This is a genomic window from Rhodoferax saidenbachensis, assembly GCF_001955715.1.
Taxonomy (GTDB): domain Bacteria; phylum Pseudomonadota; class Gammaproteobacteria; order Burkholderiales; family Burkholderiaceae_C; genus Allorhodoferax; species Allorhodoferax saidenbachensis.
On sequence record NZ_CP019239.1, the window covers coordinates 1,812,669 to 1,837,304 of the forward strand.

General features: G+C 61.0%; 27 protein-coding genes. 17 read left to right on the plus strand and 10 right to left on the minus strand.

Going from position 1 to position 24,636, the window contains the following annotated elements; all coding sequences use genetic code 11:
• Window positions 1–102: 102 nt before the first annotated feature.
• The 5 genes from RS694_RS08655 (at window position 103) to moaD (ending at window position 5,761) form a co-directional block, all read left to right on the plus strand.
• On the plus strand, window positions 103–1,329 hold the full coding sequence (locus RS694_RS08655; protein ID WP_029708825.1) for a pyridoxal phosphate-dependent aminotransferase: 1,227 nt from the start codon (window positions 103–105) through the stop codon (window positions 1,327–1,329).
• A 71-nt stretch (window positions 1,330–1,400) separates the two neighbouring features.
• Window positions 1,401–2,723: a homoserine dehydrogenase gene (locus tag RS694_RS08660; protein WP_029708826.1), complete on the plus strand. Its 1,323-nt coding sequence runs from the start codon at window positions 1,401–1,403 to the stop codon at window positions 2,721–2,723.
• Entirely contained in the window at window positions 2,723–4,153 is a 1,431-nt protein-coding gene (thrC, locus tag RS694_RS08665) for a threonine synthase (protein WP_029708827.1), read from the plus strand. Before RS694_RS08660 ends, thrC begins: the two co-directional genes overlap by 1 nt.
• Window positions 4,154–4,236: 83 nt before the next feature.
• Window positions 4,237–5,487 (plus strand): molybdopterin molybdotransferase MoeA, encoded by a 1,251-nt coding sequence (locus RS694_RS08670; protein WP_029708828.1) that lies wholly within the window; start codon window positions 4,237–4,239, stop codon window positions 5,485–5,487.
• Window positions 5,488–5,509: 22 nt separating this feature from the next.
• Entirely contained in the window at window positions 5,510–5,761 is a 252-nt protein-coding gene (moaD, locus tag RS694_RS08675) for a molybdopterin converting factor subunit 1 (RefSeq protein ID WP_029708829.1), read from the plus strand.
• A 97-nt stretch (window positions 5,762–5,858) separates the two neighbouring features.
• Here moaD and dapA read toward each other — a convergent pair whose 3' ends face one another.
• Complete coding sequence (gene dapA / locus RS694_RS08680) at window positions 5,859–6,740, minus strand: 4-hydroxy-tetrahydrodipicolinate synthase (RefSeq protein WP_029708830.1); 882 nt, start codon at window positions 6,738–6,740, stop codon at window positions 5,859–5,861.
• 268 nt (window positions 6,741–7,008) lie between these two features.
• On the opposite strand from dapA, the gene RS694_RS08685 reads away from it, so the two are divergent.
• Both RS694_RS08685 and clpB read left to right on the plus strand, forming a co-directional pair.
• A complete protein-coding gene (locus tag RS694_RS08685) occupies window positions 7,009–7,509 on the plus strand; it encodes a molybdenum cofactor biosynthesis protein MoaE (protein ID WP_029708831.1) in 501 nt (166 codons plus the stop codon).
• A 194-nt stretch (window positions 7,510–7,703) separates the two neighbouring features.
• Complete coding sequence (gene clpB / locus RS694_RS08690) at window positions 7,704–10,304, plus strand: ATP-dependent chaperone ClpB (RefSeq protein WP_029708832.1); 2,601 nt, start codon at window positions 7,704–7,706, stop codon at window positions 10,302–10,304.
• Between the two features lie 64 nt (window positions 10,305–10,368).
• On the opposite strand, the gene RS694_RS08695 is transcribed toward clpB, so the two are convergent.
• Together RS694_RS08695 and RS694_RS08700 are read right to left on the minus strand one after the other, a co-directional pair.
• Complete coding sequence (locus tag RS694_RS08695) at window positions 10,369–10,662, minus strand: DUF1294 domain-containing protein (RefSeq protein WP_029708833.1); 294 nt, start codon at window positions 10,660–10,662, stop codon at window positions 10,369–10,371.
• 11 nt (window positions 10,663–10,673) lie between these two features.
• Entirely contained in the window at window positions 10,674–10,976 is a 303-nt protein-coding gene (locus RS694_RS08700) for a hypothetical protein (protein ID WP_029708834.1), read from the minus strand.
• A gap of 133 nt (window positions 10,977–11,109) precedes the next feature.
• Here RS694_RS08700 and RS694_RS08705 point away from each other — a divergent pair, with 133 nt between their 5' ends.
• Both RS694_RS08705 and RS694_RS08710 read left to right on the plus strand, forming a co-directional pair.
• Complete coding sequence (locus RS694_RS08705) at window positions 11,110–11,730, plus strand: flavin reductase family protein (protein ID WP_029708836.1); 621 nt, start codon at window positions 11,110–11,112, stop codon at window positions 11,728–11,730.
• 158 nt (window positions 11,731–11,888) lie between these two features.
• Window positions 11,889–12,338, plus strand: a complete 450-nt coding sequence (locus RS694_RS08710) for a glycine zipper 2TM domain-containing protein (RefSeq protein WP_037247845.1) — start codon at window positions 11,889–11,891, stop codon at window positions 12,336–12,338.
• Window positions 12,339–12,350: 12 nt separating this feature from the next.
• Here RS694_RS08710 and RS694_RS08715 read toward each other — a convergent pair whose 3' ends face one another.
• A complete protein-coding gene (locus RS694_RS08715; protein WP_029708838.1) occupies window positions 12,351–13,277 on the minus strand; it encodes a pyridoxal-phosphate dependent enzyme in 927 nt (308 codons plus the stop codon).
• Window positions 13,278–13,417: 140 nt separating this feature from the next.
• Here RS694_RS08715 and RS694_RS08720 point away from each other — a divergent pair, with 140 nt between their 5' ends.
• Both RS694_RS08720 and RS694_RS08725 read left to right on the plus strand, forming a co-directional pair.
• On the plus strand, window positions 13,418–13,678 hold the full coding sequence (locus RS694_RS08720) for a hypothetical protein (RefSeq protein ID WP_029708839.1): 261 nt from the start codon (window positions 13,418–13,420) through the stop codon (window positions 13,676–13,678).
• Window positions 13,668–14,723, plus strand: coding sequence for an LPO_1073/Vpar_1526 family protein (locus RS694_RS08725; RefSeq protein WP_029708840.1), 1,056 nt, complete (start codon window positions 13,668–13,670; stop codon window positions 14,721–14,723). Before RS694_RS08720 ends, RS694_RS08725 begins: the two co-directional genes overlap by 11 nt.
• A gap of 80 nt (window positions 14,724–14,803) precedes the next feature.
• Here RS694_RS08725 and RS694_RS08730 read toward each other — a convergent pair whose 3' ends face one another.
• The 6 genes from RS694_RS08730 to ygiD form a co-directional block, all read right to left on the minus strand.
• Window positions 14,804–16,216 carry an amidohydrolase family protein gene (locus RS694_RS08730; RefSeq protein ID WP_029708841.1) on the minus strand — a complete coding sequence of 471 codons (1,413 nt, stop codon included), beginning with the start codon at window positions 16,214–16,216 and terminating at the stop codon, window positions 14,804–14,806.
• Between the two features lie 13 nt (window positions 16,217–16,229).
• Window positions 16,230–17,027: an ABC transporter permease gene (locus tag RS694_RS08735; RefSeq protein ID WP_037247849.1), complete on the minus strand. Its 798-nt coding sequence runs from the start codon at window positions 17,025–17,027 to the stop codon at window positions 16,230–16,232.
• 22 nt (window positions 17,028–17,049) lie between these two features.
• Window positions 17,050–17,868 carry an ABC transporter ATP-binding protein gene (locus RS694_RS08740; protein ID WP_206538112.1) on the minus strand — a complete coding sequence of 273 codons (819 nt, stop codon included), beginning with the start codon at window positions 17,866–17,868 and terminating at the stop codon, window positions 17,050–17,052.
• Between the two features lie 32 nt (window positions 17,869–17,900).
• Window positions 17,901–18,968: an aromatic ring-hydroxylating dioxygenase subunit alpha gene (locus tag RS694_RS08745; RefSeq protein ID WP_029708844.1), complete on the minus strand. Its 1,068-nt coding sequence runs from the start codon at window positions 18,966–18,968 to the stop codon at window positions 17,901–17,903.
• Between the two features lie 235 nt (window positions 18,969–19,203).
• Window positions 19,204–20,190, minus strand: coding sequence for an ABC transporter substrate-binding protein (locus tag RS694_RS08750; protein WP_051392010.1), 987 nt, complete (start codon window positions 20,188–20,190; stop codon window positions 19,204–19,206).
• Between the two features lie 265 nt (window positions 20,191–20,455).
• Complete coding sequence (ygiD, locus tag RS694_RS08755) at window positions 20,456–21,367, minus strand: 4,5-DOPA-extradiol-dioxygenase (protein WP_029708846.1); 912 nt, start codon at window positions 21,365–21,367, stop codon at window positions 20,456–20,458.
• Window positions 21,368–21,464: 97 nt separating this feature from the next.
• On the opposite strand from ygiD, the gene RS694_RS08760 reads away from it, so the two are divergent.
• The 6 genes from RS694_RS08760 (at window position 21,465) to RS694_RS08785 (ending at window position 24,414) form a co-directional block, all read left to right on the plus strand.
• Window positions 21,465–21,740: a DUF2277 domain-containing protein gene (locus tag RS694_RS08760; RefSeq protein ID WP_029708847.1), complete on the plus strand. Its 276-nt coding sequence runs from the start codon at window positions 21,465–21,467 to the stop codon at window positions 21,738–21,740.
• Window positions 21,741–21,815: 75 nt separating this feature from the next.
• On the plus strand, window positions 21,816–22,250 hold the full coding sequence (locus RS694_RS08765) for a PACE efflux transporter (protein ID WP_029708848.1): 435 nt from the start codon (window positions 21,816–21,818) through the stop codon (window positions 22,248–22,250).
• Window positions 22,251–22,261: 11 nt separating this feature from the next.
• Window positions 22,262–22,630 (plus strand): glyoxalase superfamily protein, encoded by a 369-nt coding sequence (locus RS694_RS08770; protein ID WP_029708849.1) that lies wholly within the window; start codon window positions 22,262–22,264, stop codon window positions 22,628–22,630.
• A gap of 25 nt (window positions 22,631–22,655) precedes the next feature.
• Window positions 22,656–23,063, plus strand: coding sequence for a hypothetical protein (locus RS694_RS08775; protein WP_029708850.1), 408 nt, complete (start codon window positions 22,656–22,658; stop codon window positions 23,061–23,063).
• 72 nt (window positions 23,064–23,135) lie between these two features.
• Window positions 23,136–23,951, plus strand: coding sequence for a mechanosensitive ion channel family protein (locus RS694_RS08780; protein WP_037247852.1), 816 nt, complete (start codon window positions 23,136–23,138; stop codon window positions 23,949–23,951).
• Between the two features lie 61 nt (window positions 23,952–24,012).
• Window positions 24,013–24,414 carry a hypothetical protein gene (locus RS694_RS08785; RefSeq protein ID WP_051392011.1) on the plus strand — a complete coding sequence of 134 codons (402 nt, stop codon included), beginning with the start codon at window positions 24,013–24,015 and terminating at the stop codon, window positions 24,412–24,414.
• Window positions 24,415–24,636: the final 222 nt, after the last annotated feature.

Consider the following 24,636-nt stretch of genomic DNA (forward strand, 5'->3'; position numbering starts at 1 on the left):
GCCCGGCTGCGTTTTGCGCCTAGCAGCCCATCCCGAAAAGGTACTTGCGTGACCCTGTACAGACCGTGCACAGGCTCTTGACTGAACGCTCCCGGAGGGACTTTGAAAACCATTCAGAAATCTGCCAAGCTCGCCAACGTGCTCTATGACGTGCGGGGCCCCATTGTGGACGCGGCCAAGAAGATGGAGGACGAGGGGCAGAAGATCATCAAACTCAACATCGGCAATCTGGCGCCGTTTGGTTTCGATGCCCCTGAGGAAATCCAGCAGGACATGATCCGCAACCTGCCTAACTCGGCGGGTTACTCCGACAGCAAGGGTATCTTCGCCGCGCGCAAGGCGGTGATGCACTACACCCAACAGCAGGGCATCGCAGGCGTCACGCTGGATGATATTTATCTCGGCAATGGCGCGAGCGAGCTGATCGTGATGGCGTCCAACGCGCTCTTGGACGATGGCGACGAATTGCTGGTGCCTTCGCCCGACTACCCCTTGTGGACCGCGGCCACCAGCCTGTCGGGCGGCAAACCTGTGCACTACCAGTGTGACGAAGACAACGGCTGGATGCCCAACCTGGCGGATATCCGCGCCAAGATCACGCCCCGGACACGCGGCCTGGTAGTCATCAACCCGAACAACCCCACCGGCGCCTTGTACAGCGACGAGTTGCTGCGCGGCCTGGTGGCCATTGCGCGCGAGTTTGAACTGGTGATTCTGGCCGACGAGGTGTATGACAAGGTGCTGTACGAAGGCGTGACGCACACCGCGATGGCCAGCCTGTCCACCGATGTTCTTACATTAACTTTCAATTCCCTGTCCAAGGCCTACCGCTCCTGCGGGTACCGCGCTGGCTGGATGATCGTTTCCGGCCCCAAGGAACACGCGAGCGACTTCATCGAAGGCCTGAATATGCTGGCCAACCTGAAGTTGGGCTCCAACGTGCCCGGCCAGTACGCCATCCAGACCGCCTTGGGCGGCTACCAGAGCATTCAGGATTTGGTGAAGGAGGGCGGTCGCCTGCGCCGCCAGCGCGACCTGGCCTATGAGCTGATTACCGCCATCCCCGGTGTGACCTGCGTGAAGCCACAAGCTGCGCTGTACATGTTCCCGCGCCTGGACCCGGTGATGTACCCGATTGCGGACGACCGCCAGTTCTTCCTGGAGTTGCTGCGCGAAACCCGTGTGATGCTGGTGCAGGGCACCGGTTTCAACTGGCGCGCACCGGACCATTTCCGTATTGTGTTTTTGCCCCACGAAGACGACTTGCGTGAGGCGATTGCCCGCATTGCGAAGTTTCTTGCGCACTACCGAACGCGGCACGGCACCTGAAACACTCCTGATTTAATAGCGGCTTGCGCACATTCTGCGCGGGCTGCAGGCACATTTAACCTAGAAACTGTATGAAACCGATTCAAGTAGGCCTGTTGGGCATTGGCGTAGTGGGCACCGGCACATTCAATGTGTTGCAACGCAACCAGGCGGAAATCCAGCGCCGCGCTGGCCGCGGCATCGAGATCACCATGGTGGCCGATCTGGACACCGCACGCGCGCAGGCTGCCGTGGGCCCCAACGTCAAGGTCGTCAACGACGCCCGCGCCGTGATTGCCAACCCCGACATCGACATCGTCATCGAACTGATCGGTGGCTACGGCATTGCCAAACAATTGGTGCTGGAAGCCATTGCGGCCGGCAAGCATGTAGTCACCGCCAACAAGGCGCTGCTGGCCGTGCACGGCACCGAGATTTTTGCGGCTGCATCCGCCAAGGGCGTGATGGTCGCGTTTGAAGCGGCCGTGGCCGGTGGCATACCGATCATCAAGGCACTGCGCGAAGGCCTCACCGCCAACCGCGTGCAATGGATCGCCGGCATCATCAACGGCACCACCAATTTCATCTTGAGCGAGATGCGCGACAAGGGCCTGGACTTTGACGTGGTGTTGAAAGAAGCGCAGCGCCTGGGTTATGCCGAAGCCGACCCGACGTTTGACATCGAAGGCGTGGACGCGGCCCACAAGGCCACCATCATGTCGGCCATTGCATTTGGTATTCCTGTGCAGTTCGACAAGGCCCATGTGGAGGGCATTACCAAGCTGGGTGCTGCGGATATCAAATACGCCGAGCAGTTGGGCTACCGCATCAAGTTGTTGGGTATCACCAAGCGCACTGCCGGTGGCATTGAGTTGCGCGTGCACCCCACGCTGATCCCGGCCAAACGCCTGATCGCCAATGTGGAAGGCGCGATGAACGCCGTGGTGGTGCAGGGCGATGCCGTGGGCACCACGCTGTACTACGGCAAGGGTGCGGGCTCCGAGCCCACCGCCAGCGCCGTGATTGCGGATCTGGTGGACATCACACGCCTGCACACTGCAGACGCGGCGCAACGCGTGCCGCATCTGGCCTTCCAGCCCGACGCGATGAGCGACACCCCCATCCTGCCGATGGACCAGGTGGTCACCAGCTACTACCTGCGCCTGCGCGTGGCCGACGAGGCCGGCGTGCTGGCCAAGGTCACCGGCATCCTGGCCGAAGCCGGTATCAGCATCGACGCGGTGCTGCAGCGCGAAGCCGATGAAGTGAGCGGTGAAGACGGCACGCAGACCGACGTCATCATCCTGACTCACGACTGCGTCGAAGCCAAGATGAATGCCGCCATGGCCCAGATGCAGGCCCTGCCCACGGTGCTGGCGCCGATCACTCGCATCCGCAAGGAAGAGCTCGCCTGATGCGTTACCTGTCTACCCGTGGCCACGCAGACCGCAAACGCTTCTGCGAAATCCTGCTCGAAGGCCTGGCGCCCGATGGCGGGCTGTACCTGCCTGAGTCGTATCCGCAGATCGACGATGCGACGTTGACCCGCCTGCGCAAGGTCTATCACGAACAGGGTTATGCCGATCTCGCGTTTGAGATCCTGTCGCTGTACATCGACGACATTCCTGCCGCCGACCTGCGCGCGCTGTGCGCCAAAACCTACACCGCCGAGGTGTTTGGCACGGGCGAAATCGTGCCTTTGCGCCACCTGGAAGATGGTGTCTGGATCGAAGCCCTGTCCAATGGCCCGACGCTGGCGTTCAAGGACATGGCGATGCAGTTGCTGGGCAACCTGTTCGAGTACGAACTGGGCCGCCGTGGCGAAGAGCTCAACATTCTGGGCGCCACCAGTGGCGACACCGGTAGCGCCGCCGAATACGCGATGCGTGGCAAGAAGGGTGTGCGTGTTTTCATGACCAGCCCGCACGGCCGCATGAGCCCGTTCCAGCAGGCGCAGATGTTCAGCCTGATGGACGCGAACATCTACAACATAGCCGTCAAGGGCGTGTTCGACGATTGCCAGGACATGGTCAAGGCCGTGTCCAACGACCTGGACTTCAAGCGCAAGTACAAGATCGGCACCGTCAATTCCATCAACTGGGCGCGTCTGTTGGCGCAGGTGGTGTACTACTTTGCGGGTTACATCCAGGCCACGACGAAGAATGCCGAACAGGTGAGCTTCGCCGTGCCGTCGGGTAACTTCGGCAACGTCTGCGCCGGCCATGTGGCGCGCATGATGGGCCTGCCCATCGCCAAGCTGGTGGTCGCCACCAACGAAAACGATGTGCTGGACGAGTTCTTCCGCACCGGCGTCTACCGCGTGCGCGGCACGGCCGATACGCATGAAACCTCCAGCCCGTCGATGGACATTTCCAAGGCGTCGAACTTCGAGCGTTTTGTGTTCGACCTGCTAGGCCGCGACGGTGCGCGCACCAAGGCGCTGTTTGCCGACGCGCTCAACCAGGGCGGCCAATTTGATCTGAGCAAAGACCCGGCGTTTGCCGACGCTGCCACACGCTACGGTTTCATCAGCGGCAAGAGCACCCACGCCAACCGCCTGGACACTATCCGCGACACCTGGGCGCGCCACGGCATGATGATCGACACCCACACCGCCGACGGCCTGAAGGTTGCGCTGGAACAGCGCAGCGCCGATGTGCCCATGGTGGTGCTAGAAACCGCGTTGCCCATCAAGTTTGCGCAAACCGTGCAAGAGGCGTTGGGCCGCGAGCCCGATCGCCCCGCCAAGTTCGAAGGCATCGAAGCGCTGCCCAAACGCGTGTTGGTGATGGACGCCGATGTGGCCGCCGTCAAGGCGCTGATCGCGCGTGAATGCGGGTATTGAGAGCCAAATTTCACACGAAATAGGCCTCTAGCCCGCATGGATGTTGCGCGAGCAGCTATATAAACCGTAGCAAAAAGAGAGCAATGAGCGCAACACCCCGTGCCCCCCTCAAACCGCTGAACGAGGCGCTGCAGCAGTTGCTGGCCAGCGCCCAGCCGCTCGGCACCACGGAGTCTGTGCCTACGATGCAGGCCGATGGCCGCGTGTTGGCGGTGGACGTGGTCTCTGCCCTGCACGTGCCGCCGCAGGACAACAGCGCCATGGACGGCTACGCGCTGCGGTTTGAAGACGCTGCGGCAGATGGCGCGGAGTTGCCTGTTTCCCAACGCATTCCCGCGGGCAGCACAGGCACCGTTTTGCAGCCGCACACCGCCGCGCGCATCTTCACTGGCGCCCCGATTCCCGAAGGCGCCGACGCCGTGCTCATGCAGGAAGACTGCACCGTGCTGCGCGAAGCCACCGCCACCGAACCTGCTGTCGTGCGGCTCAACCGCATGCCTTTGCCAGGCCAGAACATTCGCCGTGCGGGCGAGGACGTGGCGCGTGGTGACGTAGTACTGGCACGTGGCCAGCGCCTGGGTCCGGCCGAGCTGGGTCTGGCCGCCAGCATTGGTTTGGACCGCCTGGACGTGGTGCGCCGCCCGCGCGTGGCGCTGTTCTCCACGGGTGACGAACTGGTGATGCCGGGCGAGAAGGCCCCGCAGGACATGCCGCCCGGCGCCATCTACAACTCCAACCGATTTTTCCTGCACAGCCTGCTGCGCCGCTTGGGCTGCGAGGTGACCGACTTCGGCATCGTGCCCGACCAGCGTGCCGCCACCGAAGCCGCGCTGCAACAGGCCGCGCAGGCGCATGACCTCATCCTCACCAGCGGCGGTGTCTCTGTGGGTGAAGAAGACCACATCAAACCCGCCGTGCAGGCGCTGGGCACGCTGGACCTGTGGCAGATCGCCATCAAACCCGGCAAGCCCTTTGCACATGGTCGCGTGGATTCGGCCCACTTCATTGGCCTGCCGGGCAACCCGGTGTCCAGCTTTGTCACCTTCCTCGTGCTGGTGCGGCCGTTCCTATTGAAGCTGCAGGGTATCAACGAAGTTGCGATGAAAACCATTGCTGCTCGCGCAGACTTTGAATGGCCCAAGGCCGATAAACGCCAGGAATTTCTGCGTGTGCGGCGCAACGCCAATGGTGGGCTGGACCTGTTCCCCAACCAGAGCTCGGGCGTGCTGACATCGGCCGTCTGGGGCTATGGTCTGGTCAACAACCCGCCAAACGTTTCCATCGCCTACGGCGACACGGTGCAGTACGCCGCCTTCACCGAGCTGCTGGCCTGAAGGCCTGATGCCGCATCGCCCCATGCAAGTCACCGTCAAATACTTCGCCTCCATCCGCGAGCGACTGGGTACGGGCAGCGAGACACTGGACACCCACGCCACCACGCTGCAGGCCTTGCGCGACGAGCTGCTGGCACGTGGCGGTGCTTATGCCGAGAGCCTGGCGCGTGGAAAATCCGTGCGTTTGGCGCTCAACCAGGTGATGTGCGACGAGTCCGCCGCGCTGGTGGCGGGGGCCGAAGTGGCCTTCTTTCCCCCGGTCACCGGCGGCTAGGGCCGCGCTGATAAGTATCCCCCGCTCGGGCTGAGCTTGTCGAAGCCTGTCCTGCGCTTGTGAGTGCTGCGTTTCGACAAGCTCAACGCGAACGGTTCTATTCCTCAGTGTTTATGGCTGCATGAAAGGCGATCACGTGCTGCGCGTGCGCCGCCGTGGCTGCGGTCATGGGCGCACGCAGTTCGTTGTGAATCTGCCCCAGGTGCGCCAGCACCGCCTTCAGCGGCCCGGGGTTGGGTTCGGCGAATAGCGCAGCTATCAATTGCTGCAAAGGACGCCACAACGCACGCGCCTGCTCCAGATTTCCAGAGCCAATCCATTCCAGCACGCGCACAAACTGCTGTGTATGCAGATGCGCGCAGGCCGCAATGGCCCCCGCGCCGCCCAGCGCCACGGTGCTGAACACCTGCGCATCTTCCCCGGCCAGTACCTGCAGTTGGCCATCTGCAATCAGCGCCTGTGTCTTCGCAGCATCGCCACCGCAGTCCTTGATGGCCGCAATGCGCGGGTGGCGCGCCAGGTCCCTGAAGGTGGCCAGCGTGATGGACACACCGGTGCGGTAGGGAATGTCGTAAACGATCAGCGGCAGCGCGCTGGCATCGGCAATCGTGGTGAACCACTGCAACACACCTTCTTGCGACGGACGGATGTAGTGGGGCGGTGGCACCAGCAGCCCGACCAGCGGCTTCTCTGCCAGCGTTTGCACCCAGGCCACCGTATCGGGCAAGTGGTAGCCCGACAGGCCCATCACCACGGGCAGACCATCCGCCGCCTGCAGCACCGTGTCTAGCACGGCGAGCTGTTCGGTTTTATCCAGCGCTGCCGCCTCGCCGGTGGAGCCGCACACCACGAAGCCGGCAATGCCGGTGGGGCGCAGGTGTTGCACCAGGCGGGTGAGGGCGGCATGGTCTACCGCGCCGTTGGAAAAAGGGGTGATCAGGGGAATCCACAGCCCCGTGAAGTTGCTTGAAGTTGGCACGCGTTTGTCCTTTCGAGAACATGACCGATGAATGAACCATCGTCAGAGGCGCGCGTAACAGCAAAACAGGGGGAGGGGGTTTGGCAGTTCCATCGCTCATCCGAGGACGGAACCGCAGCTCCGGTCAGATGAGCTTGGGTTTTTTGGATTTGCTGGCGTTCAGCGCGCACACCATCGCACCAGAGAGGGCGAGGGTCAAGGCGATGGACGTTGCAGCAAACATGCAGCCATCTTACCGGGCCTACTCCGGGAGTGCCACAATTCCGGCATGAACCGTTCCGCATTTGCCACACCCCGCGTGACCATCCAGACCGCCGACTTTGACCTCAGCGCCGAAGTGGCGGCCCTGCGTGCGGGCCACAAGGGTGTGGGCGCGGTGTGCAGCTTTGTGGGCACCGTGCGTGACCGGACCAAGGGCTCCGCAGACACCATCAGCGCGATGGAGCTGGAGCACTATCCCGGCATGACCGAGAAGGCCATCGAGGCCATGATTGACGAGGCGTACAAGCGGTTTGACATCTTGGGCGCCCGCGTGATCCACCGCGTGGGCCTGTTGCAGCCGCTGGACCAGATCGTGCTGGTAGCGGTGACATCGGCGCACCGGGGTGAGAGTTTTCAGGCTTGCGAGTTTTTGATGGACTATTTGAAGACGCAGGCGCCGTTCTGGAAGAAGGAGCAGACGCCGCAAGGTGCGCAGTGGGTGGACGCGCGGGTGAGTGATGACGCGGCGTTGGCCAAGTGGGGCATTTCGGCTTCGAACGCAGGTTAAAAGCCTTTCGTTCTGACATTGTGCCTGCCGGGGGCCTCATGGTGCCAAATGCGCACAAATCAGCCCCCGGCATTCCCTTCCCCTGCTAACTTGATGTGTGTCAAGGTGGGGGTGAAAACTACCCTTGTGTGTGCTGTGCCACTTGAAAAGTACCGCCATTGCCCCCAAGCTGTGTAGCAATCAAGGAAATAGCCATGCGAATCGAAAAACTCACCACCAAATTCCAGGAAGCCCTGGCCGAGGCCCAAAGCCTGGCGCTGGGCAACGACAACCAATACATCGAGCCCGTGCACGTGCTGGCCGCGATGATCCGTACCGACGACGCACCCAAGGCGCTGATGAACCGCGCCGGTGTCAACGTCGCCGGCCTGTTGGCCTCTGCCGAAGCCGCCGTCAAAAAGTTGCCGCAAGTGCAGGGCCATGAGCAGGTGCAGGTCGGGCGCGACATGGTCACGCTCTTGCAAGCTTCGGAGAAAGAGGCCATCAAACGCGGTGACCAGTTTGTGGCGGGAGAGCTCTTCCTGCTGGCCGTGGCCGACAACAAGGGCGATGTGGGCAACATGGCCCGTGCCAATGGCCTGACCCGCAAGTCGCTGGAGGCCGCGATTGAAGCCGTGCGCGGTGGGCAAAACGTCAACAGTGCCGATGCCGAAGAACAACGCGAGTCGCTGCAAAAGTACTGCATCGATCTGACCGAACGCGCCCGCATGGGCAAGCTGGACCCGGTGATTGGCCGCGACGACGAAATCCGCCGTGCCATCCAGGTGCTGCAACGCCGCACCAAAAACAACCCCGTGCTGATCGGCGAACCCGGTGTCGGTAAGACCGCCATCGTCGAAGGCCTGGCCCAGCGCATCGTCGCTGGTGAAGTGCCTGATTCGCTCAAGGGCAAGCGCGTCTTGTCGCTCGATATGGCCTCGCTGTTGGCCGGTGCCAAGTTCCGCGGCGAGTTTGAAGAGCGCCTGAAAAATGTGCTGAAGGATCTGGCCAAAGACGAAGGCCAGACCATCGTTTTCATTGACGAACTGCACACCATGGTCGGCGCCGGCAAGGCCGAAGGCGCGATGGACGCGGGCAACATGCTCAAGCCCGCGCTGGCGCGTGGCGAGCTGCATTGCGTGGGCGCGACCACGCTGGACGAATACCGCAAGTACATCGAGAAGGACGCCGCGCTGGAGCGCCGCTTCCAGAAAATCCTGGTGGGTGAGCCAACGGTGGAAGCCACCATCGCCATCTTGCGTGGCCTGAAAGAACGCTACGAAGTGCACCACGGCGTGCAGATCACCGACCCCGCCATCGTGGCGGCTGCCGAGTTGAGCCACCGCTACATCACCGACCGCTTCTTGCCTGACAAGGCGATCGACCTGATCGACGAAGCGGCCAGCAAGATCAAGATCGAGCTGGATTCCAAGCCCGAGGTCATGGACAAGAAGGACCGTCGCCTGATCCAACTGCAGATCGAGCGCGAAGCCGTGAAGCGCGAGAAAGACGAAGCCTCGCAAAAGCGCCTGGAGCTGATCAACGAAGAGATCACCGCGCTGCAAAGAGAAATTGCTGATCTGGATGAACTCTGGAAGGCTGAGAAGGCCCAGGCCCAGGGCTCCAAGACCATCATGCAAGAGGTTGAAAAAGTGCGCCAGCAGATCAAGGAGTTGACCGACAAGGGTGACTTCAACAAGGCCGGTGAACTGCAATACGGCAAGCTGCCCGAGCTGGAAAAGCGCCTGACCGATGCGCAGGCCGCAGAAGCGGGCAAGACCAAAGACGCCAAACACGGCGGTCGTGCCCAACTGTTGCGCACCATGGTGGGCGCCGAAGAAATCGCCGAGGTGGTGAGTCGCGCCACCGGCATCCCCGTGTCCAAGATGATGCAGGGCGAAAAAGACAAGCTGCTGCAGATGGAAACCAAGCTGCACGACCGCGTGGTCGGCCAGGACGAAGCCATTGCCGCTGTAGCAAATGCCATCCGCCGCTCACGCTCGGGCCTGAGTGATCCGAACCGTCCCACCGGCTCTTTCCTGTTCCTCGGCCCCACGGGCGTGGGCAAGACCGAGCTGTGCAAGGCGCTGGCCGGCTTTTTGTTTGACAGTGAAGAGCACCTAGTGCGTATCGACATGAGCGAGTTCATGGAGAAACACTCCGTGGCCCGCCTGATCGGCGCGCCTCCGGGTTATGTGGGTTACGAAGAAGGCGGCTACCTGACCGAAGCCGTGCGCCGCAAACCCTACGCCGTGTTGCTGCTCGACGAGATTGAAAAGGCCCACCCCGATGTGTTTAACGTGCTGCTGCAAGTGCTGGACGATGGCCGCCTGACCGACGGCCAGGGCCGCACCGTGGACTTCAAGAACACCGTGATCGTGATGACCAGCAACATCGGCAGCCAGCTCATCCAGAGCATGGTGGGCCAGGACTACGAGGATGTGAAAGACGCGGTGACCGGCGAGCTGAAGAACCACTTCCGTCCCGAGTTCCTGAACCGCATTGACGAGACTGTGGTGTTCCATTCGCTGGACGCTGCCAACATCGCGTCGATTGCCAAGATCCAGTTGGCGACGCTGATGGCCCGCTTGGCCAAGATGGACCTGACGCTGAATGTGAGCGACGCCGCCGTGGCCGAGCTCGCCAAGGTGGGGTTCGATCCGGTGTTTGGCGCGCGCCCCCTGAAGCGCGCCATCCAGCAGCGCATCGAGAACCCGCTGTCCAGGCTGCTGCTGGAAGGCAAGTTCTTGCCCAAAGACACGATCAGTGTGGGCGTGGACCCGATCCGCGCGCCGGGCGAGTTCAGCTTTAGTTGATGGGGTTTACCTGCGGGTTAGTGGTCTTTTAGGCCGCTAGCCCTCGTGGAATATGCGCAAGCAGCTATTGTTTCAGTAGCAATTGACGCAACGGCGTGCACAGCGCCACGAAGCCCAGCACGTTCAGAACGACCGTGGCCCAGAACATGACCTGGAATTTCGCCTTGGAAGACTTGTGGCGCAGAAGCTGCTGCGCGCACAGGGCACCAAGCCAACCGCCCGCCAGCGCCAGCAGATGCAAGGTGCGCTCGGGGGTGCGCCATTGGCCTCTGGTTGCTGCAGACTTGTCCATCGCGTAGACCATGAAGGTGATCAGACTCATTGCTGCGTAGACAGCGGCAATCCAGATCGGCGGCATAGGTATTCCAACTACCCCGGCATCAACAAACCGCAGTTCCAGCACTGCTCGAAACCACCTTCAACCAGCTCGCCGCAAGCACATAACCACCTCCGCTGCGGAATGTGCTGCAGGTGGTGCAGCAGCTCCAGCGCCGCGGCTTCCTGCTCCGGGTGGCGAATCCACACCTCGGGCAGGCATTGGTCGGGCGGCAGTTCACCCACCGCACTGCCCAGGTATTGCCGCTGCACATTGGCATCAATCCCCTCGGCCTGGAGTGCGTCTGCCCACAGCGTTGCGATTTGCAGATTGGGGGCTTGGGTCAGGCGTGGCATGGGGCTATTGTGGCCGCCTGGCGGTGACATGCGGGTGGCCGCGGGTATCCGCAAGCCAGGGCAACACCGCGATTTTTGATACGCTCAACTGGCTGTAGCCTCTTGTTGCCACATTCACGCGAGAAACCTTCCCATGTCTGACACATTCCATTCGTACGAGCCGCGACTGGGCCATGGCTTGAAACACGACCCCTTCAATGCCATCGTGGGGCCGCGCCCTATCGGCTGGATTTCGAGTGCGGATGCACAGGGCCAGGTCAACCTCGCCCCGTATAGCTTTTTCAATGCGTTCAACTACGTGCCTCCCATCATCGGCTTCTCCAGCATTGGCTACAAAGACACGATTCGCAATGTGGAGCAAACCGGTGAATTTGTGTGGAACCTGGCGACCAAGCCCTTGGCCGAAGCGATGAACCAGACCTGCGCGCCGGTGCCGCCCAACGTCAACGAGTTTGAGCTGGCGCAGCTCACGCCGCTCGCCTCCCGCATCGTGAAGCCCCCGCGTGTCGGCGAGAGCCCGGTTTCGTTTGAATGCAAGGTCACCCAAATACTCCAGCTGCAGGGCACCGACGGGCAGAAAGTCTCCACCTGGTTGGTATTGGGCGAGGTTGTTTTTGTCCACATCGAAAAGTCGCACCTAGTGGCGGAGGTCTATGACACGGCCAATGCCCAACACATCCTGCGGGGCGGCGGCCCGGCGGACTACTTCACGGTCGGACCGGAGCAACTCTTCAAAATGACAAGGCCGCAATGAGTCAGAAAAGCATTGCCTTGCCAACTGTCGCCAAGCCGAAGGTGCCGTGCGCGTAGGAATATTCCTACGTCAAATCGGGATTCCGTCTTCTGGTGAAAGCCGCGTGCGTCAGCCAAACTGACGTTGTGGTTTTTTGAACCAACACAGAAGGAAACATCATGAACTCGTACCCCCTCACTACCGACAAATCTAGCGCGTTTCGCCTGCACCCCCTGATTGCAGTCGCTGCAGGCTCCGTGATTTTGGCGAGCCTGCTGGGCGCCGCTGCGATTACGGGAATTCTTCCCACCTCCAACGCCAAAGTCACTGAGAGTGTTGCCGTCACTGCGCCTGCAGCGCAAACCTCGGTGCAGAAGGCTGGAGGCCAGAAACAAGTGACGCAAAAATCCTCCACGCAAGTGGCAAGCAACTCCACTGCTCCTGCACAACCCGCTGCGGCTCCGGCCCAGAAAAACAGCGCAGTTGGTATCGGTGTGGGAGCTCTGGTGGGTGGTGCACTGGGTAGCCAGATTGGCAGTGGTGATGGCAAGACCCTTGCCACCATCGCCGGTGCAGTAGGCGGCGGCTACGTTGGCAATGAAATTGCCAAGAAGAACGCGGCCCCTTAAAGCTAGCCTCCGCTAGGCGGCTTGCCGCCATTGGCGGATTTGCGCCACCGTGGCGGTGGCGCCCCCGCACACGATGAACAACACGTTGCGGTAGGGCGCCAGCGCCGCGTTGGCTTCATAGGCCAGCGCCAGGCTGGCGCCGCAGGCCGGTTCCACCAGCACACGGTGGTCAGTCAAGAATCTCTCACACGCATCCAGCGCACTCGCGTCTGATACCAACACACTCTGCACCGGGCGCTGCTGCGTCCACTGAAAAGCCTGTTCGCACACGCGCTTGGCGCCCAGTGATCCAGCAATGCTGGTGATGGCGTCCAGCGCCACGGTTTGCCCGGCCTGCATGGCCGCGTGCAGCGACGCGGCGCCAGTTGTTTCCACCGCAATGATGGGCACATTGCTCCAGCCATTGCGCGCCATGCCCTCGGCCACGCCCGACAGCAGGCCACCACCACCCACCGACAACACCACCGCATCGGGCACCACGCCTGCGCGGGCCACTTCGTCCACCATGCTGGCGTGACCGGCCCACAGCAGCGGGTCGTCAAACGGGTGCAAAAACGCATCGTCTGGCCCCAAGAGCGATAGCGCCAGCTCATTCGCCTCTTGCCACGACGCGCCGTGCACGATCACGTCGGCATCCTCCAGGCGCAGCAGTTCTTGCGCCCGCGCTGTGGTGGTCTGCGGCACCACCACGGTCACGGGGATATCCAGCACCCGCCCTGCATAGGCCACCGCCATGCCCGCGTTGCCGCCAGACGACGACACAAAACGCTTGGCCCCGCGCTGCGCATGGATCTGGCAGGCATGGCCAATGCCACGGATCTTGAAACTGCCAGGCGGCTGCAGCGCCTCCATCTTGAGCCAGACGGCGCGCTGCGCGGCGAGGCTGAGGGCGCGGGATTCGAGGAGAGGGCTTTCCAGGTGGAGGGGTGTTTGTGACATGGTGAAGAGGTTAACGCACGGTCATATACTTCTGCGAAAGTAAATAGAAACTGTCACTTCGCTGCTGCAAGGGAGGCGCGCTCGATGAATATTCCTTCAGGTTGTTCGAACTTGTTGTGTTCCAAATCAGGTCGCATCGCATGCTGATCATTAAGGTTTTGTCTGGTCTCGCTTTCATGGGTTCAGTTGCTTGGTATGCCGCGCAACCGGGCTATGAGCCTGCCATTGCGATAGTTACTTCGTTATCCGCATTCATTGCGGTTTGGCTGAGTGACAGAAAAATGAAACGCCAAGCGGGGCAAAGTCAGACTGTCGCCGAGAACGGTGTTGGTATTCAAGCGGGTGGCGATGTAAGCGTCGGCAGTATTCATTCCATAGAAAAAACAAAAAATGCTGAATAGAGATCAGAATCAAGAGGTTGGAAATGGTGCTACAGCAATTCAAGCCACTGGCAATGTAACTGTCGTTAATGTCGGAGTGTCCTCCTCGGAGGCTCGGCAAATCGCTTTGGATGTTGCAAAGGCGACGTTCTATGAACTGACTGGCGTAGCAAAAGATATTGCTAGCGTTAGGGCAGAAGAGATTACAGATCAAGTAATAAGAAAACTTGAAAAGGACTTCCCTGCGGGACTTCAAAAAGCAAAGGATCCTGATTTTCAGTTTGCGCTAAATACTGTTCAAAAAGAATACGTCCGCAGCGGTGACAAAGACCTAGGTGATCTATTAGTCGACCTGCTCGTGGATCGAAGCAAGCAGGATCAACGCGATATTCTCCAGATTGTGCTGAACGAGTCGCTTGCTACGGCCCCAAAACTCACAGAGACTCATCTTGCGGCGTTGGCTGTGATATTTCTATTCAAGTACACACAGAACCAAAAAATTGGCAACCATGACATCTTAGGTGCTTACCTTGATGACCATCTGTTGCCATTCGTTTCAAAGATTTCTAAGAATTACGCTGGGTACCAACATTTGGAGTTTTCTGGGTGCGGATCGATAGGGGTGGGTGAACACTCGCTGGAAGCCATTTTCGGGAATATTTACCAAGGGCAATTTTGCAAGGGCTTCGACCAATCTGAGGTTGCAAACCGGGCTATCAGTGTAGGTATTGATCCGCGATTTTTTATTCACTGCATCAACGATAGGACCAAGTTACAGATCAATGCAAATAGCAAGGAAGACCTTGAGAAGCGCCTCGAAGCTCAAGTAGTTTCGGTCGAAGATAGAGCCCATATCTTGGCGCTATTCGATTTCGGAAAGATGAGTCACTTAGAGATCAAGGAAAAATTAGTCTCTATCCGCCCATATATGGCTGATGTCTTTGAAGTGTGGAAAGACTCACCAATGAAGAACTTCAAATTAACAAGTGTTGGCATGGCAATCGGTCATGCGAACATCAAGCGCTTGATCGGAGAGTTTGCAAGTCTTGCGATATGGATCAACTGACAGGAGGAGAAGGCCTTGCGGTCCGATTTATTCAGAGTTGGCAATATTTGGCTTAACTCTCTGAGCTAGAGCAGTGTGTCCTAACCGACCATCAACCTTCGCACCGCCCCCCGCGCCTCGCTCCTCAGCTCTCCCACATCAACCCCCCGTAACACATCGTCCTCAACGACCCGCTGCCCATTCACCCACAGCCCCTTGAGCCCAGGCCGCCCGCCGCTGGCTACCGGCCCTACAGCCACATCGTGCAGGCCAAAGTAGCGCGGGTCGTCCAGCGCGTAGAGGGCGATGTCGGCGGCCATGCTGGGGGCTAGCGTGCCAATGGCGTCCAGACCCAGCACTTTGGCGCCGCCGGATGTGCCCCAGGCCACTACGTCGTCGGCGCTGACTGCGGTGCTTTCACCTTCGCCCTGGCCACCGCGATAAACAGGTTGGTTACGTTCGCCGGCCGCAGCGCGCTGCATGAGCCAGGCGGCGTGCACTTCGGAGATCATGTCGGCGGCCTCATTCGATGCGGCGCCGTCCACGCCCATGGAGATGGGCACACCCGCAGCTTGCAGGGCCAGGATGGGGGCGATGCCGCTGCCCAGGCGACCGTTGCTTTGGGGGCAGTGGGCGATGCCAGTGCCGGTGCTGCCCAGCAGGGCTATTTCTTCCGCATCCAGCTTCACCAGATGCGCAAACCACACGTCGCTGCCCAGCCATTCGTGCTCGGCCACAAAGCGCACCGGGCTCATGCCGTGCATGCTGTGCACGGAGTCCTGGTAGCCCACGGTCTCCGACAAATGCGAGTGCAGGCGCAGCCCTAAGCTGCGCGCGGTGCGGGCGCACTCCACCAGCTCCGCCGGGGCCATGGAGTAGGGTGGTGTGGTGGGCGCCATGACCACGCGGCGCATGGCGTTGGGGGATGCATCGTGGTAAAGCTTGGTGAGGCGCTGCACGTCGCCCAAGAATGCGTCCAGCGATTCAGGGCGCAGGGCCTGGGGCAGTTCGGCTTCCAGTTGGCGCACCTTGGTGGCGCCACCGCGGCACAGCACCATGCGCAGGCCCATGCGTTCGGCCTCTTCAAACAGGATGGCCGAGCTGTCGAACGGCATGCCGGGGTAGTACAGGTAGTTGTGGTCGGCCACGGTGCCGCAGCCCGACAGCGCCAGCTCCAGAAGGCCAATGCGCACGGCAGTGCGGAACAGGCCTTCGTCAAACGCGGCGCGAAAACGGTAGGGCGTGGCGGCCAGCCAGGCGGTGAGCGGCAGGTCCAGCCCATGCGCGTCGCCCTTGATGAGGGACTGGAACAGGTGGTGGTGGGTGTTGACCCAAGCGGGGTAGACCACGCAGTCGGTGGCGTCCACCACGCGTTCGCCGGGCTCGGGTGTGAGCTGGCCTATCGCTTCAATGAAGTTGCCGCGAATGCGGATGTCGGGCCCGGCGCTGCGCGAGGCTGCGCCGCGCTGGCCGGTGACGATGGCGGCGGCGTTGCGGATAAGGGTAGTGGTCATAGAGAAGATTTGGTTATGCGCCTTGCGCGCTGTCGTGCCAGTGGCCCAGGGCTTTTTTGGAGAGCCAGTCCATGCTGACAAACAAAGCGATGCCGGTGAGAGAGATAAGGGCCAGTGCAGCAAACAGGCGTGGGATGTTGATCTGGAAACCGGCTTGCAGGATCTCGTAGGCCAAGCCCGCACCCGTGCCGCCCGTGCCGGCCACAAACTCGGCCACCACGGCGCCAATGAGTGCCAGCCCGCTGGAGATGCGCAGGCCGCCAAAGAAGAAGGGCAGCGCACTGGGTATGCGCAGGCGCACCAGCGTTTGCCAGCGGCTGGCGCGGTTGAGCTTGAACAGGTTGACCAGCCCGGGGTTCACGCTGCGCAGGCCCAGCACGGTGTTGGAGATGATGGGAAACAGCGTGACCAGCGTGGCACAGATGACCAACGCCAGCGTGGGCTGCTTGACCCAGATGATGATGAGCGGCGCCACCGCCACCACGGGCGTGACCTGCAGCAAGATGGCGTAGGGGAAGAGGCTGGCCTCGATCAGACGGCTCTGCACAAACAGAAAGGCGGCGATGACGCCCAACACCGTGGCCAGCACAAAGGCCAGCACGGTGATCTTGAGCGTAGTGCCCAGCGCCAGCAGCAGCGAGGGGCCGTCCGTCACCAGCGTCTGCGCAATGTCTGTGGGCTTGGGCACCAGGTAGACCGGCACCTGCCAGGCAGTGCAGATGCCCTGCCACAGCAGCAGGAAAAAGGCACCCACGACCAGCGGGGCCAGCCATTTGAGGGTGTTAGCATTTTTGAAAAATGAGGTTTGCATAGTGGGTATTCCTTGGTGCAACTCAGTGCAAATCGGCCGGGTCGCTGGCCGCCATCAGCATGGCGGACAGGTCACGGCAATGCTCGGCAAACGGGGGTGAGAGGCGGTAGGCCTCTGACCGGTCGGGCTCATCCAGCGGCACATCAGCCACGATGCGGCCCGGGCGCGCGGCCATCATCACCACGCGGCTGGACAGGAACACCGCCTCGTAAATGCTGTGCGTGACAAACACCACGGTCAGGCCCGTGGCCTGCCAGAGCGCGCGCAGGTCGGTGTCGAGCTTGTTGCGCGTGAACTCGTCCAGCGCGCCAAAGGGTTCGTCCATCAGCAGCACATCGGGCTTGGTCACCAGCGCACGTGCGATAGAGGCGCGCATCTGCATGCCGCCCGACAGCTCGCGCGGGTAGACGTGGCCAAAGGCGCCCAGGCCCACCTGGGCCAGGGCCTCGGCCACGCGGGCATCGGCCTCGGGCCGCGGCACCTTTTGCAGGTCCAGCGGCAGGCGCACATTGGCGGCCACGGTGGCCCAAGGCATGAGTGTCGCCTCCTGGAACACCATGGCCGATGTCAAGCCAGACTTGGCCGGCTGGTCGGCCCCGGCCCAGCGGATGTGGCCGTGGCTGGGGTCTTCCAGCCCGGCAAACATCTTGAGCAGCGTGCTCTTGCCGCAGCCCGAGGGGCCGAGCAAAGAGACAAAGTCCCCGCGCTGGATGCGCAGGCTCATGCGCGCCAGCGCGTGGGTGCCGTTGCCATAGGTCTTCTCCACCTTGTTGGCGTGCAGCACGGTCTGCGCATCGGGGGCATCTGGCAATTGCGAGGCTGGGGCTTCTTCGTCGGCCATGGCGGTGTCGGTGCTGGTTTTCATGAGCATGGTCACTCCTTCACAGATGGTTCGGGATGGATCGGCACCACGGTGCGGCGGTTGCCGGCGTGCATTTCCACTTCGCCGTGTTCGGCCAGCACATCCATCAGCATGCGGCGGATTAGCAGGCCGGGTTTGTCGGACGGCATGTGGAATTCCTGGCGGCGTTTGGTGTCGATGCAGGCATCGGGGTCGGTAGCCTCCAGGATGTCGCGGTCCTCGGCGGTGATGGCCGCGTCCCAGTCGATCAGCTCCTGCGTGCTGCACTGCTCTTCGGTGTCGTTGCGGTACAGCCATTGCACCAGCATGAGGCGGTCGTCGCTGATGGGGGTGGCGCAGTTGTAGATGATGTGGTCTATGCCACTGTCCGGGTAGTGGCAGCCAAAGCGGCGCGAGAAGGGCAGGTAGTACTTGTTGGCCAGGTGGCGCGTGGTGGTGGGCGTGGTGGCGCCGGTCACGCGGTGGCCGGCGGGTGGGTTGTTGATGGGGATGAGGGTTTCGCCCTCAAAACCAAAGTCGGTTTCCACCAACTCGTACTTCTGCGGCACGGGTTGGTTCAGGATGCCGAAGTTGGCCTTGTGCACAAAGCTGAAGTGCGAGTTGTCAAACGAGTTCTCCATCACGCGCACCGGGCTGGTCTTCCACTCCTCATAAAACTGGAAGATGCGGCGGTAGCCCGGTGCACCGTCTTCGGGAAAGTGGGGAATCGGGCGCAGCGGGTCTTCCAGCGCCACCCACACGTAGCCGTATTTCTCCTGGCAGTGGAAGGCGGGCACCTTGGCGCCGGCGGGGATGGCCGCGTCGGGGTTTTGCGGGATGCGCACGCAGCTGCCGCTGCAGTCATACGTCCAGCCGTGGTAGCCACAGACGATGTTGTCGCCCTCGACAAAACCCTTGGACAGCTTGGCGGTGCGGTGGCAGCAGCGGTCGCGCAGGGCGGCGGGTTCGCCATTCGCCTTCTTCCACAGCACCAGGTTTTCACCGAGCAGTGTGAAAGGTTTGGGGCCATCGTCCAACTGGCTGATGGGCAAAAGTGCGTACCAAAAACGGCGCAGCACGGGTTGTTGAGTTACCAGCATGGTTCTCTCTCCAGATTTGCCGCCCCCGTGTGTGTGGTGGGGGCAGCGCTGGCCGGCGCGCCAAGATGGTCGCCTTCGCCAGCGGGGCACAAGTCGCTAGGGGGCGGGCAGGTTCAGTGATTCGCTGAACAAACATTACCGTTCGGGCTGAGCTTGTCGAAGCCTTTAAAAGGTTCGTGATGTGTAGGGGCACGTTTCGACAGGCTCAACGCGAACGGACTAAATTAGCGTTGCCTTAGGGCATGACCTTGAGGTCTTTGACGAACTGCGTGGTGTAGGCTTTTTTCCAGTCGGTCTCTGCCTTGAGCAAACCGGCACCGACCATGAAGTCGTAGGTCTGCTTCCAGCGTGCATCGGTCATCACACCGGCGCCCAGCTTGGCGGCGTCGCCACCGTCAAATACCTTGAGTTCTTTCATGCGCTGGATGGCAAAGGTGATTTGCTCGTCATCCATCTTGGGGTTGTCCTGCTTGATGAGCACGTTGCCCGCCGCAGGGTTGGCCAGGTAGGCTTTCCAGCCCTCGATGCTGGCGCGCACAAAGCGCTGCACCACATCGGGCTTCTCGGCCACCAGCTTGGTGGTGGCGACGATGGTGGTGCCGTAGGGTGGGTAGCCCTCATCGGCAAACAGGAAGAACTTGGTTTTGACGCCGGCTTTGTTGGCCTGGAAGGGCTCGGACGAAGGGTAGGCCTGTTGCACGAGGTTGGTGTCGGCAAAGAAGGGCTGCAGGTTGAAGGTGTAGGGGCGGGCCTGGGCTTCGGTGTAGCCGTATTTGGCCTTGAGCCAGGGCCACCAGGTAGGACGTCCGGAGGTGGAGACCAGGATGGTTTTGGTTTTCAGGTCGGCCAGGCCACTCACGTTTTCGTGCGTCATCATGCCCTGCAGGTCTTTCTGGAAAGACGTGGCCACGGTGGTCACCGGCAAGCCTTGCTCCAGGGACTTGAGCACCTGCAGGTCGTAACCCATGATGAAGTCGGCCTGGCCTGCGGTGAGCAGTTGCATGCCGTTGACCTGCGGGCCGCCCATCTTGATGGTGACGTCCAGGCCGTGTTTTTTGTAGATGCCGCCAGCCAGTGCCTGGTAGAAGCCGCCGTGTTCGGCCTGCGCGTACCAGGAGGTGAGGAAGGTCACCTTGTCTTGGGCCCAGGTGGTGGTGCACATGGCGGCCAGCGCTGCAGCGCAGGCGAGGTGGGCGAAGGGGCGGGTCAGTTTGCGTTGCATTGTCAATCTCTCCAGAAGTTGATTGGAAAGACGACAGTGCCGAGGCTAGGCAGCAGCCCGTGGGCTGCCAGTCTCTGTTGGGTGCGAACCCAAATGCTGAAGGAGAACCCCAGCATGCGACGGCACTACCGTCACCAGAGCAATGACCGATAACTTGGGGCGGGTGCCCGGCGGTTACTGACAGCTTCTACTCTGATCTAGGTCAAGCAAATGGTGTGCCAGATTCAGTGCGCCACATTGGTGCGCACCCGCCGGTACCTTGCGATTAGCCCCAGATCACCGACCGCATGGAGATGGATGCGGACTGGTAGCCCGTGTTGAAAAACCGTGGCATCTCGTCCGCCCGCGCCGCACCTGCGGCGTAGAGCAGGGGCAGATAGTGCTCATGCGTAGGGTGCGCCTGCTGCGCCACGGCGCCCAGGCGCTGGAAGTTTTGCAGCGTGTCCAGTTGCCCCTTCTTGATCTGCTCTTGCACCACGCCATCAAACTCGCCAGCCCAGTCATACGCCTCGTTGGCGGCGGTGCCGCGGCGGCTGGCGCGCAGGTTGTGCACGATGTTGCCGCTGCCCACAATCAGCACGCCGCGCTCGCGCAGCTTTTGCAACTGCTGGCCGAGTGCGTAGTGTTCTGACGGGGCGCGGCTGTAGTCCATGCTGAGTTGCAGCACGGGGATATTCGCCTTGGGGAACATGGGCTTCAGGACCGACCAGGTGCCGTGGTCATAGCCCCATTCCTGCATGTCCAGGCCCAGCGCGGTGCCGGTGGCGGGGGACTTGAGCTCTTGCGCCAGGCTGCGCGCCACGGCGGGTGCGCCGGGGGCTGGGTACTGCTGGTCAAACAGCGCTTGCGGAAAGCCGCCGAAGTCGTGGATGGTCTTGGGGTTGGCCATGCCGGTGAGCTGCCAGCCGCCCTGGGTGAGCCAGTGGGCGGATATACACAGGATGAGCTGTGGCTGCGCGGCGCGTGCCAGCAGTTCCTTGCCCATGGCCTGCCAACTGCGGCGCCAGGCGTTGTCTTCAATCGCGTTCATGGGGCTGCCGTGGCCCAGAAACAGCACGGGCATGCGGGGCGAGGGCTTGAGCGCCTGCAGCGCGGGCAGGCTGGCGGCGCTGCTCAGGGAGGTGACAAAGGGGCTGGAGAGGGAGGCCAGTGCGGCCAGGGTGGTTCTGCGGTGCATTCGGACGGGTATCAATGGAGAGGACGCAGTGGTGGAGCCTACTCACCGCCCGGAAGTTCCCGGCGCAGGGAATAATCTGCTGTCGCAAGGAGCCGCCATGTGCAGAAACATCAAGACCCTGTTCAACTTCGAGCCGCCAGCCACCGAGCTGGAGATCCGCGATGCGTCGCTGCAATTTGTGCGCAAGCTCAGCGGCTTCAGCGTGCCGTCCAAGGCGAACGAAGCCGCGTTTGAGCGCGCGGTGGAAGAGGTGGCCGCCAGCGCCCGGGCCTTGATCGCCTCGCTGGTGACCAACGCAGAGCCGCGCAATCGCGAGGTGGAGGCTGAGCGCCTGCGCGCGCGGTCGGCTTTGCGCTTTGGCACAAGACCGTAAATGTGCCAATCAGTGGGGTCGTCCGTTCGGCAGTAAGCTCCACGGTTGTTTTGTTTTTCTTAGTCTGTTGTCCGCATGTCTCCTTTTGCCCGCCGTATTCTCCAAGCTGTTCTTTATGAAGGTATCGCCATCGCCGTGGTCACACCCACGCTGGTGCTGGCTTTCGACCACCCGCCGGGCTCGGCGTTTGTGCTGTCGGCAGTGATGTCCGGCATTGCGCTGACCTGGAACTACCTGTTCAACCTAGTGTTTGAGCGCTGGGAGTCGCGCCAGACCGTCAAGGGCCGTTCGCTGGCCCGGCGCATTGCGCATGGTGTGGGGTTTGAGGGTGGGCTGGCCATCATCCTCATGCCGGTCATGGCCTATTGGCTGGACATTTCGCTGTGGGCCGCGTTTGTGGCCGACATGGGCTTGCTGGCATTTTTCTTTGTGTACACCATTACCTTTACTTGGGCGTTTGACCGCATTTTTGGTTTGCCGTTGTCTGCTCAGGGTGCCAAAGAAGCCTGAAAGAGAGCCGTATGTCATTTGGACAAACCACACCTATCCTGCGCATCTTTGACGAGGCGAAGGCGCGGGAGTTTTACGTGGACTTCTTGGGCTTCAAGGTGGATTGGGAGCACCGCTTTGAGCCGGGGCTGCCGCTGTACCTGCAGATATCGCTGGACGGCTGTGTGCTGCACCTCTCCGAGCACCATGGCGACTGCAGCCCGGGCGCGGCCATGCGTATTGAGACAAACGAGCTGGACGCGTTTCAGCAGAAGTTGCTGGCCAAGCAGTACAAAAATGCCCGCCCCGCAGTGCAGGAAATGCCCTGGGGCAGCCGCGACATGTCCATCATGGACCCGTTTGGCAACCGCCTGACCTTTACCACCGCCATCAGCAGCTGACACTGCGACGCAACAGGAGCCGCCCATGCACTGGATCACCACCTACATCAAATGGATCATGCTGGCCAGTGGCGTGTTGACCTGCACCATGGTGTATGCCGCGATAGACCCGCAGGGTGCATTGCGCAACACTTTTGGCGCCACGCTGGAAGGGCCGTTGGCCAACATCGTGGTGCGCAACTGGGGCGCGCTGATCACACTGGTGGGGGCGCTGCTGATCTACGGCGCCTACCGGCCCGCCAGCCGCGCGCTGGTGTTGACGATTGCGGTGGTAAGCAAACTCATTTTTATTGTGCTGGTGCTGGTTTACGGCCAGGCGTATCTGGGCAAGGCCGGTGTGGCCGTGGTGTTTGACCTGCTGGTGGTGGCGCTGTTTGTCGTCCACTTAGGGCAACTGCGCAGCGGGCCCATTAGGCATGAAAATGGCCTCTAGCCCTTATGGAATGTGCGCAAGCAGCTATTAAATAAGTAGCAATCAGAGAGTTTTTTACCGACGGAGGACATCATGGACACTGGAAAACTGACGACCTGGGTGGATCAAGTGCAACCGATCTTGCTGGCCTTTGGCCTCAAGGTGCTGGGCGCGATTGTGGTGTTTGTGATTGGCCGCTGGCTGATCAGCATGGTGACCGGGCTGGTGGGCGCCGCCATGACACGCCAGAAGCTGGACCCGACGGTGCAGCGGTACCTGGTGAGCTTTATCACCGTGTCGCTGAACATCATTCTGGTGGTGGCGATCCTCGGCTATTTCGGCGTGGAGACCACCTCGTTTGCGGCCCTGGTGGCGGGCGCCGGTGTGGCGATTGGCGCGGCGTGGAGCGGCTTGCTGGGTAACTTTGCTGCGGGCATTTTCCTGCTGGTGCTGCGGCCCTACCAGGTGGGTGACTACGTGGGTGTGGGTGGTGTCGAGGGCACGGTGCTGGAGCTGGGCCTGTTTGGCACCACGCTGACCACGCCGGACAACGTGAAGACCATTGTCGGCAACGGCAAGATCATGGGCAGCGACATCAAGAACTTCTCGGCCAACCCGCACCGCCGTGTGGAGCTGGTGGCGCAACTGGCGGGTAGCGCCGATGCGCACAAGGCGATTGCCTTGCTCAAGGACGCGGTCTCCAAGGTGCCCAACATCGCCAAGTCACCTGTGGTGGACGTGGAGATTCTGGAGTTCAACGAGTTCGGCCCCAAGCTGGCCGTGCGCCCCTACTGCCACACCGACCACTACTGGCAGGTCTACTTCGACACCAACAAGGCGATTGCCGACACGCTGGGCGCAGCGGGCTTTCCGGTGGCAACCCGTCCGCTGAAGATTTACCCGGTTTAAAAATAAGTCACAGCAAGCACTCAACAGCTACAGAGGAGGCGCGCTTGATGAGCATTCAGCCATGTTGTTCCGGGCTTTTTCGGTCTATATCGAGTTAGTTATATCTATGTCGCGGTTCGAGATTTATGCAGATGGCCTGCACATTGGGTGGAGTGATTTCGAGCACGGAGATCCTCCAATGGGTGTAGCTTATGGGCGCTTTTTTCCAGTTGTTGGATACAGCGCAATTCAGATGAAAGTTATTGCTGAAACAGGGAGCGGAAAAACCAGCTATTACTTTCAAGTTAAAACGCCGAATCAATTGTGGATTGAAGCGATTGGCGTATCAATTAGTGACTATTCACAAGAGGTTGGTGCTGAAGGTATTGAAATATCTGTTGTCGGTATATCTAATCCACCGTACGACCTCTTGTTTCAAGGCCACGTGGAGGCGTATGAGCGTTCATTCCAACAAGGAGGCTAAAAATTGCATATGGACTCCCCCATAAGTGCAAAAGATAGTTTTGCTTTGTAGAACGCGCCTGCAGTTCCATATCCGGGATTTGTGGCGGATCATGTCTGTCCCGTGACGGCATAGCATCTACGTCACCGCTGCTTCTTGCAGGTAAATTTATTGTCAAAAGTGCCTCCAGCCCTTTCTCTAAAAACGCAACAAGCTCCTGTTTCAATAACCTTTGACCACCAT

Coding starts and splice junctions, on each gene's coding strand:
- clpB (WP_029708832.1), top strand. CDS start 7,704: ATGCGAATCGAAAAACTCACCACCAAATTCCAGGAAGCCCTGGCCGAG.
- RS694_RS08735 (WP_037247849.1), bottom strand. CDS start 17,027: ATGCAAACCTCATTTTTCAAAAATGCTAACACCCTCAAATGGCTGGCC.
- RS694_RS08660 (WP_029708826.1), top strand. CDS start 1,401: ATGAAACCGATTCAAGTAGGCCTGTTGGGCATTGGCGTAGTGGGCACC.
- RS694_RS08720 (WP_029708839.1), top strand. CDS start 13,418: ATGCTGATCATTAAGGTTTTGTCTGGTCTCGCTTTCATGGGTTCAGTT.
- RS694_RS08775 (WP_029708850.1), top strand. CDS start 22,656: ATGCACTGGATCACCACCTACATCAAATGGATCATGCTGGCCAGTGGC.
- RS694_RS08685 (WP_029708831.1), top strand. CDS start 7,009: ATGAACCGTTCCGCATTTGCCACACCCCGCGTGACCATCCAGACCGCC.
- moaD (WP_029708829.1), top strand. CDS start 5,510: ATGCAAGTCACCGTCAAATACTTCGCCTCCATCCGCGAGCGACTGGGT.
- RS694_RS08730 (WP_029708841.1), bottom strand. CDS start 16,216: ATGACCACTACCCTTATCCGCAACGCCGCCGCCATCGTCACCGGCCAG.
- RS694_RS08770 (WP_029708849.1), top strand. CDS start 22,262: ATGTCATTTGGACAAACCACACCTATCCTGCGCATCTTTGACGAGGCG.
- RS694_RS08670 (WP_029708828.1), top strand. CDS start 4,237: ATGAGCGCAACACCCCGTGCCCCCCTCAAACCGCTGAACGAGGCGCTG.
- RS694_RS08710 (WP_037247845.1), top strand. CDS start 11,889: ATGAACTCGTACCCCCTCACTACCGACAAATCTAGCGCGTTTCGCCTG.
- RS694_RS08695 (WP_029708833.1), bottom strand. CDS start 10,662: ATGCCGCCGATCTGGATTGCCGCTGTCTACGCAGCAATGAGTCTGATC.
- RS694_RS08700 (WP_029708834.1), bottom strand. CDS start 10,976: ATGCCACGCCTGACCCAAGCCCCCAATCTGCAAATCGCAACGCTGTGG.
- ygiD (WP_029708846.1), bottom strand. CDS start 21,367: ATGCACCGCAGAACCACCCTGGCCGCACTGGCCTCCCTCTCCAGCCCC.
- RS694_RS08725 (WP_029708840.1), top strand. CDS start 13,668: ATGCTGAATAGAGATCAGAATCAAGAGGTTGGAAATGGTGCTACAGCA.
- RS694_RS08780 (WP_037247852.1), top strand. CDS start 23,136: ATGGACACTGGAAAACTGACGACCTGGGTGGATCAAGTGCAACCGATC.
- RS694_RS08705 (WP_029708836.1), top strand. CDS start 11,110: ATGTCTGACACATTCCATTCGTACGAGCCGCGACTGGGCCATGGCTTG.
- RS694_RS08715 (WP_029708838.1), bottom strand. CDS start 13,277: ATGTCACAAACACCCCTCCACCTGGAAAGCCCTCTCCTCGAATCCCGC.
- RS694_RS08765 (WP_029708848.1), top strand. CDS start 21,816: ATGTCTCCTTTTGCCCGCCGTATTCTCCAAGCTGTTCTTTATGAAGGT.
- RS694_RS08750 (WP_051392010.1), bottom strand. CDS start 20,190: ATGCAACGCAAACTGACCCGCCCCTTCGCCCACCTCGCCTGCGCTGCA.
- RS694_RS08745 (WP_029708844.1), bottom strand. CDS start 18,968: ATGCTGGTAACTCAACAACCCGTGCTGCGCCGTTTTTGGTACGCACTT.
- thrC (WP_029708827.1), top strand. CDS start 2,723: ATGCGTTACCTGTCTACCCGTGGCCACGCAGACCGCAAACGCTTCTGC.
- RS694_RS08740 (WP_206538112.1), bottom strand. CDS start 17,868: ATGGCCGACGAAGAAGCCCCAGCCTCGCAATTGCCAGATGCCCCCGAT.
- RS694_RS08785 (WP_051392011.1), top strand. CDS start 24,013: ATGTTGTTCCGGGCTTTTTCGGTCTATATCGAGTTAGTTATATCTATG.
- RS694_RS08760 (WP_029708847.1), top strand. CDS start 21,465: ATGTGCAGAAACATCAAGACCCTGTTCAACTTCGAGCCGCCAGCCACC.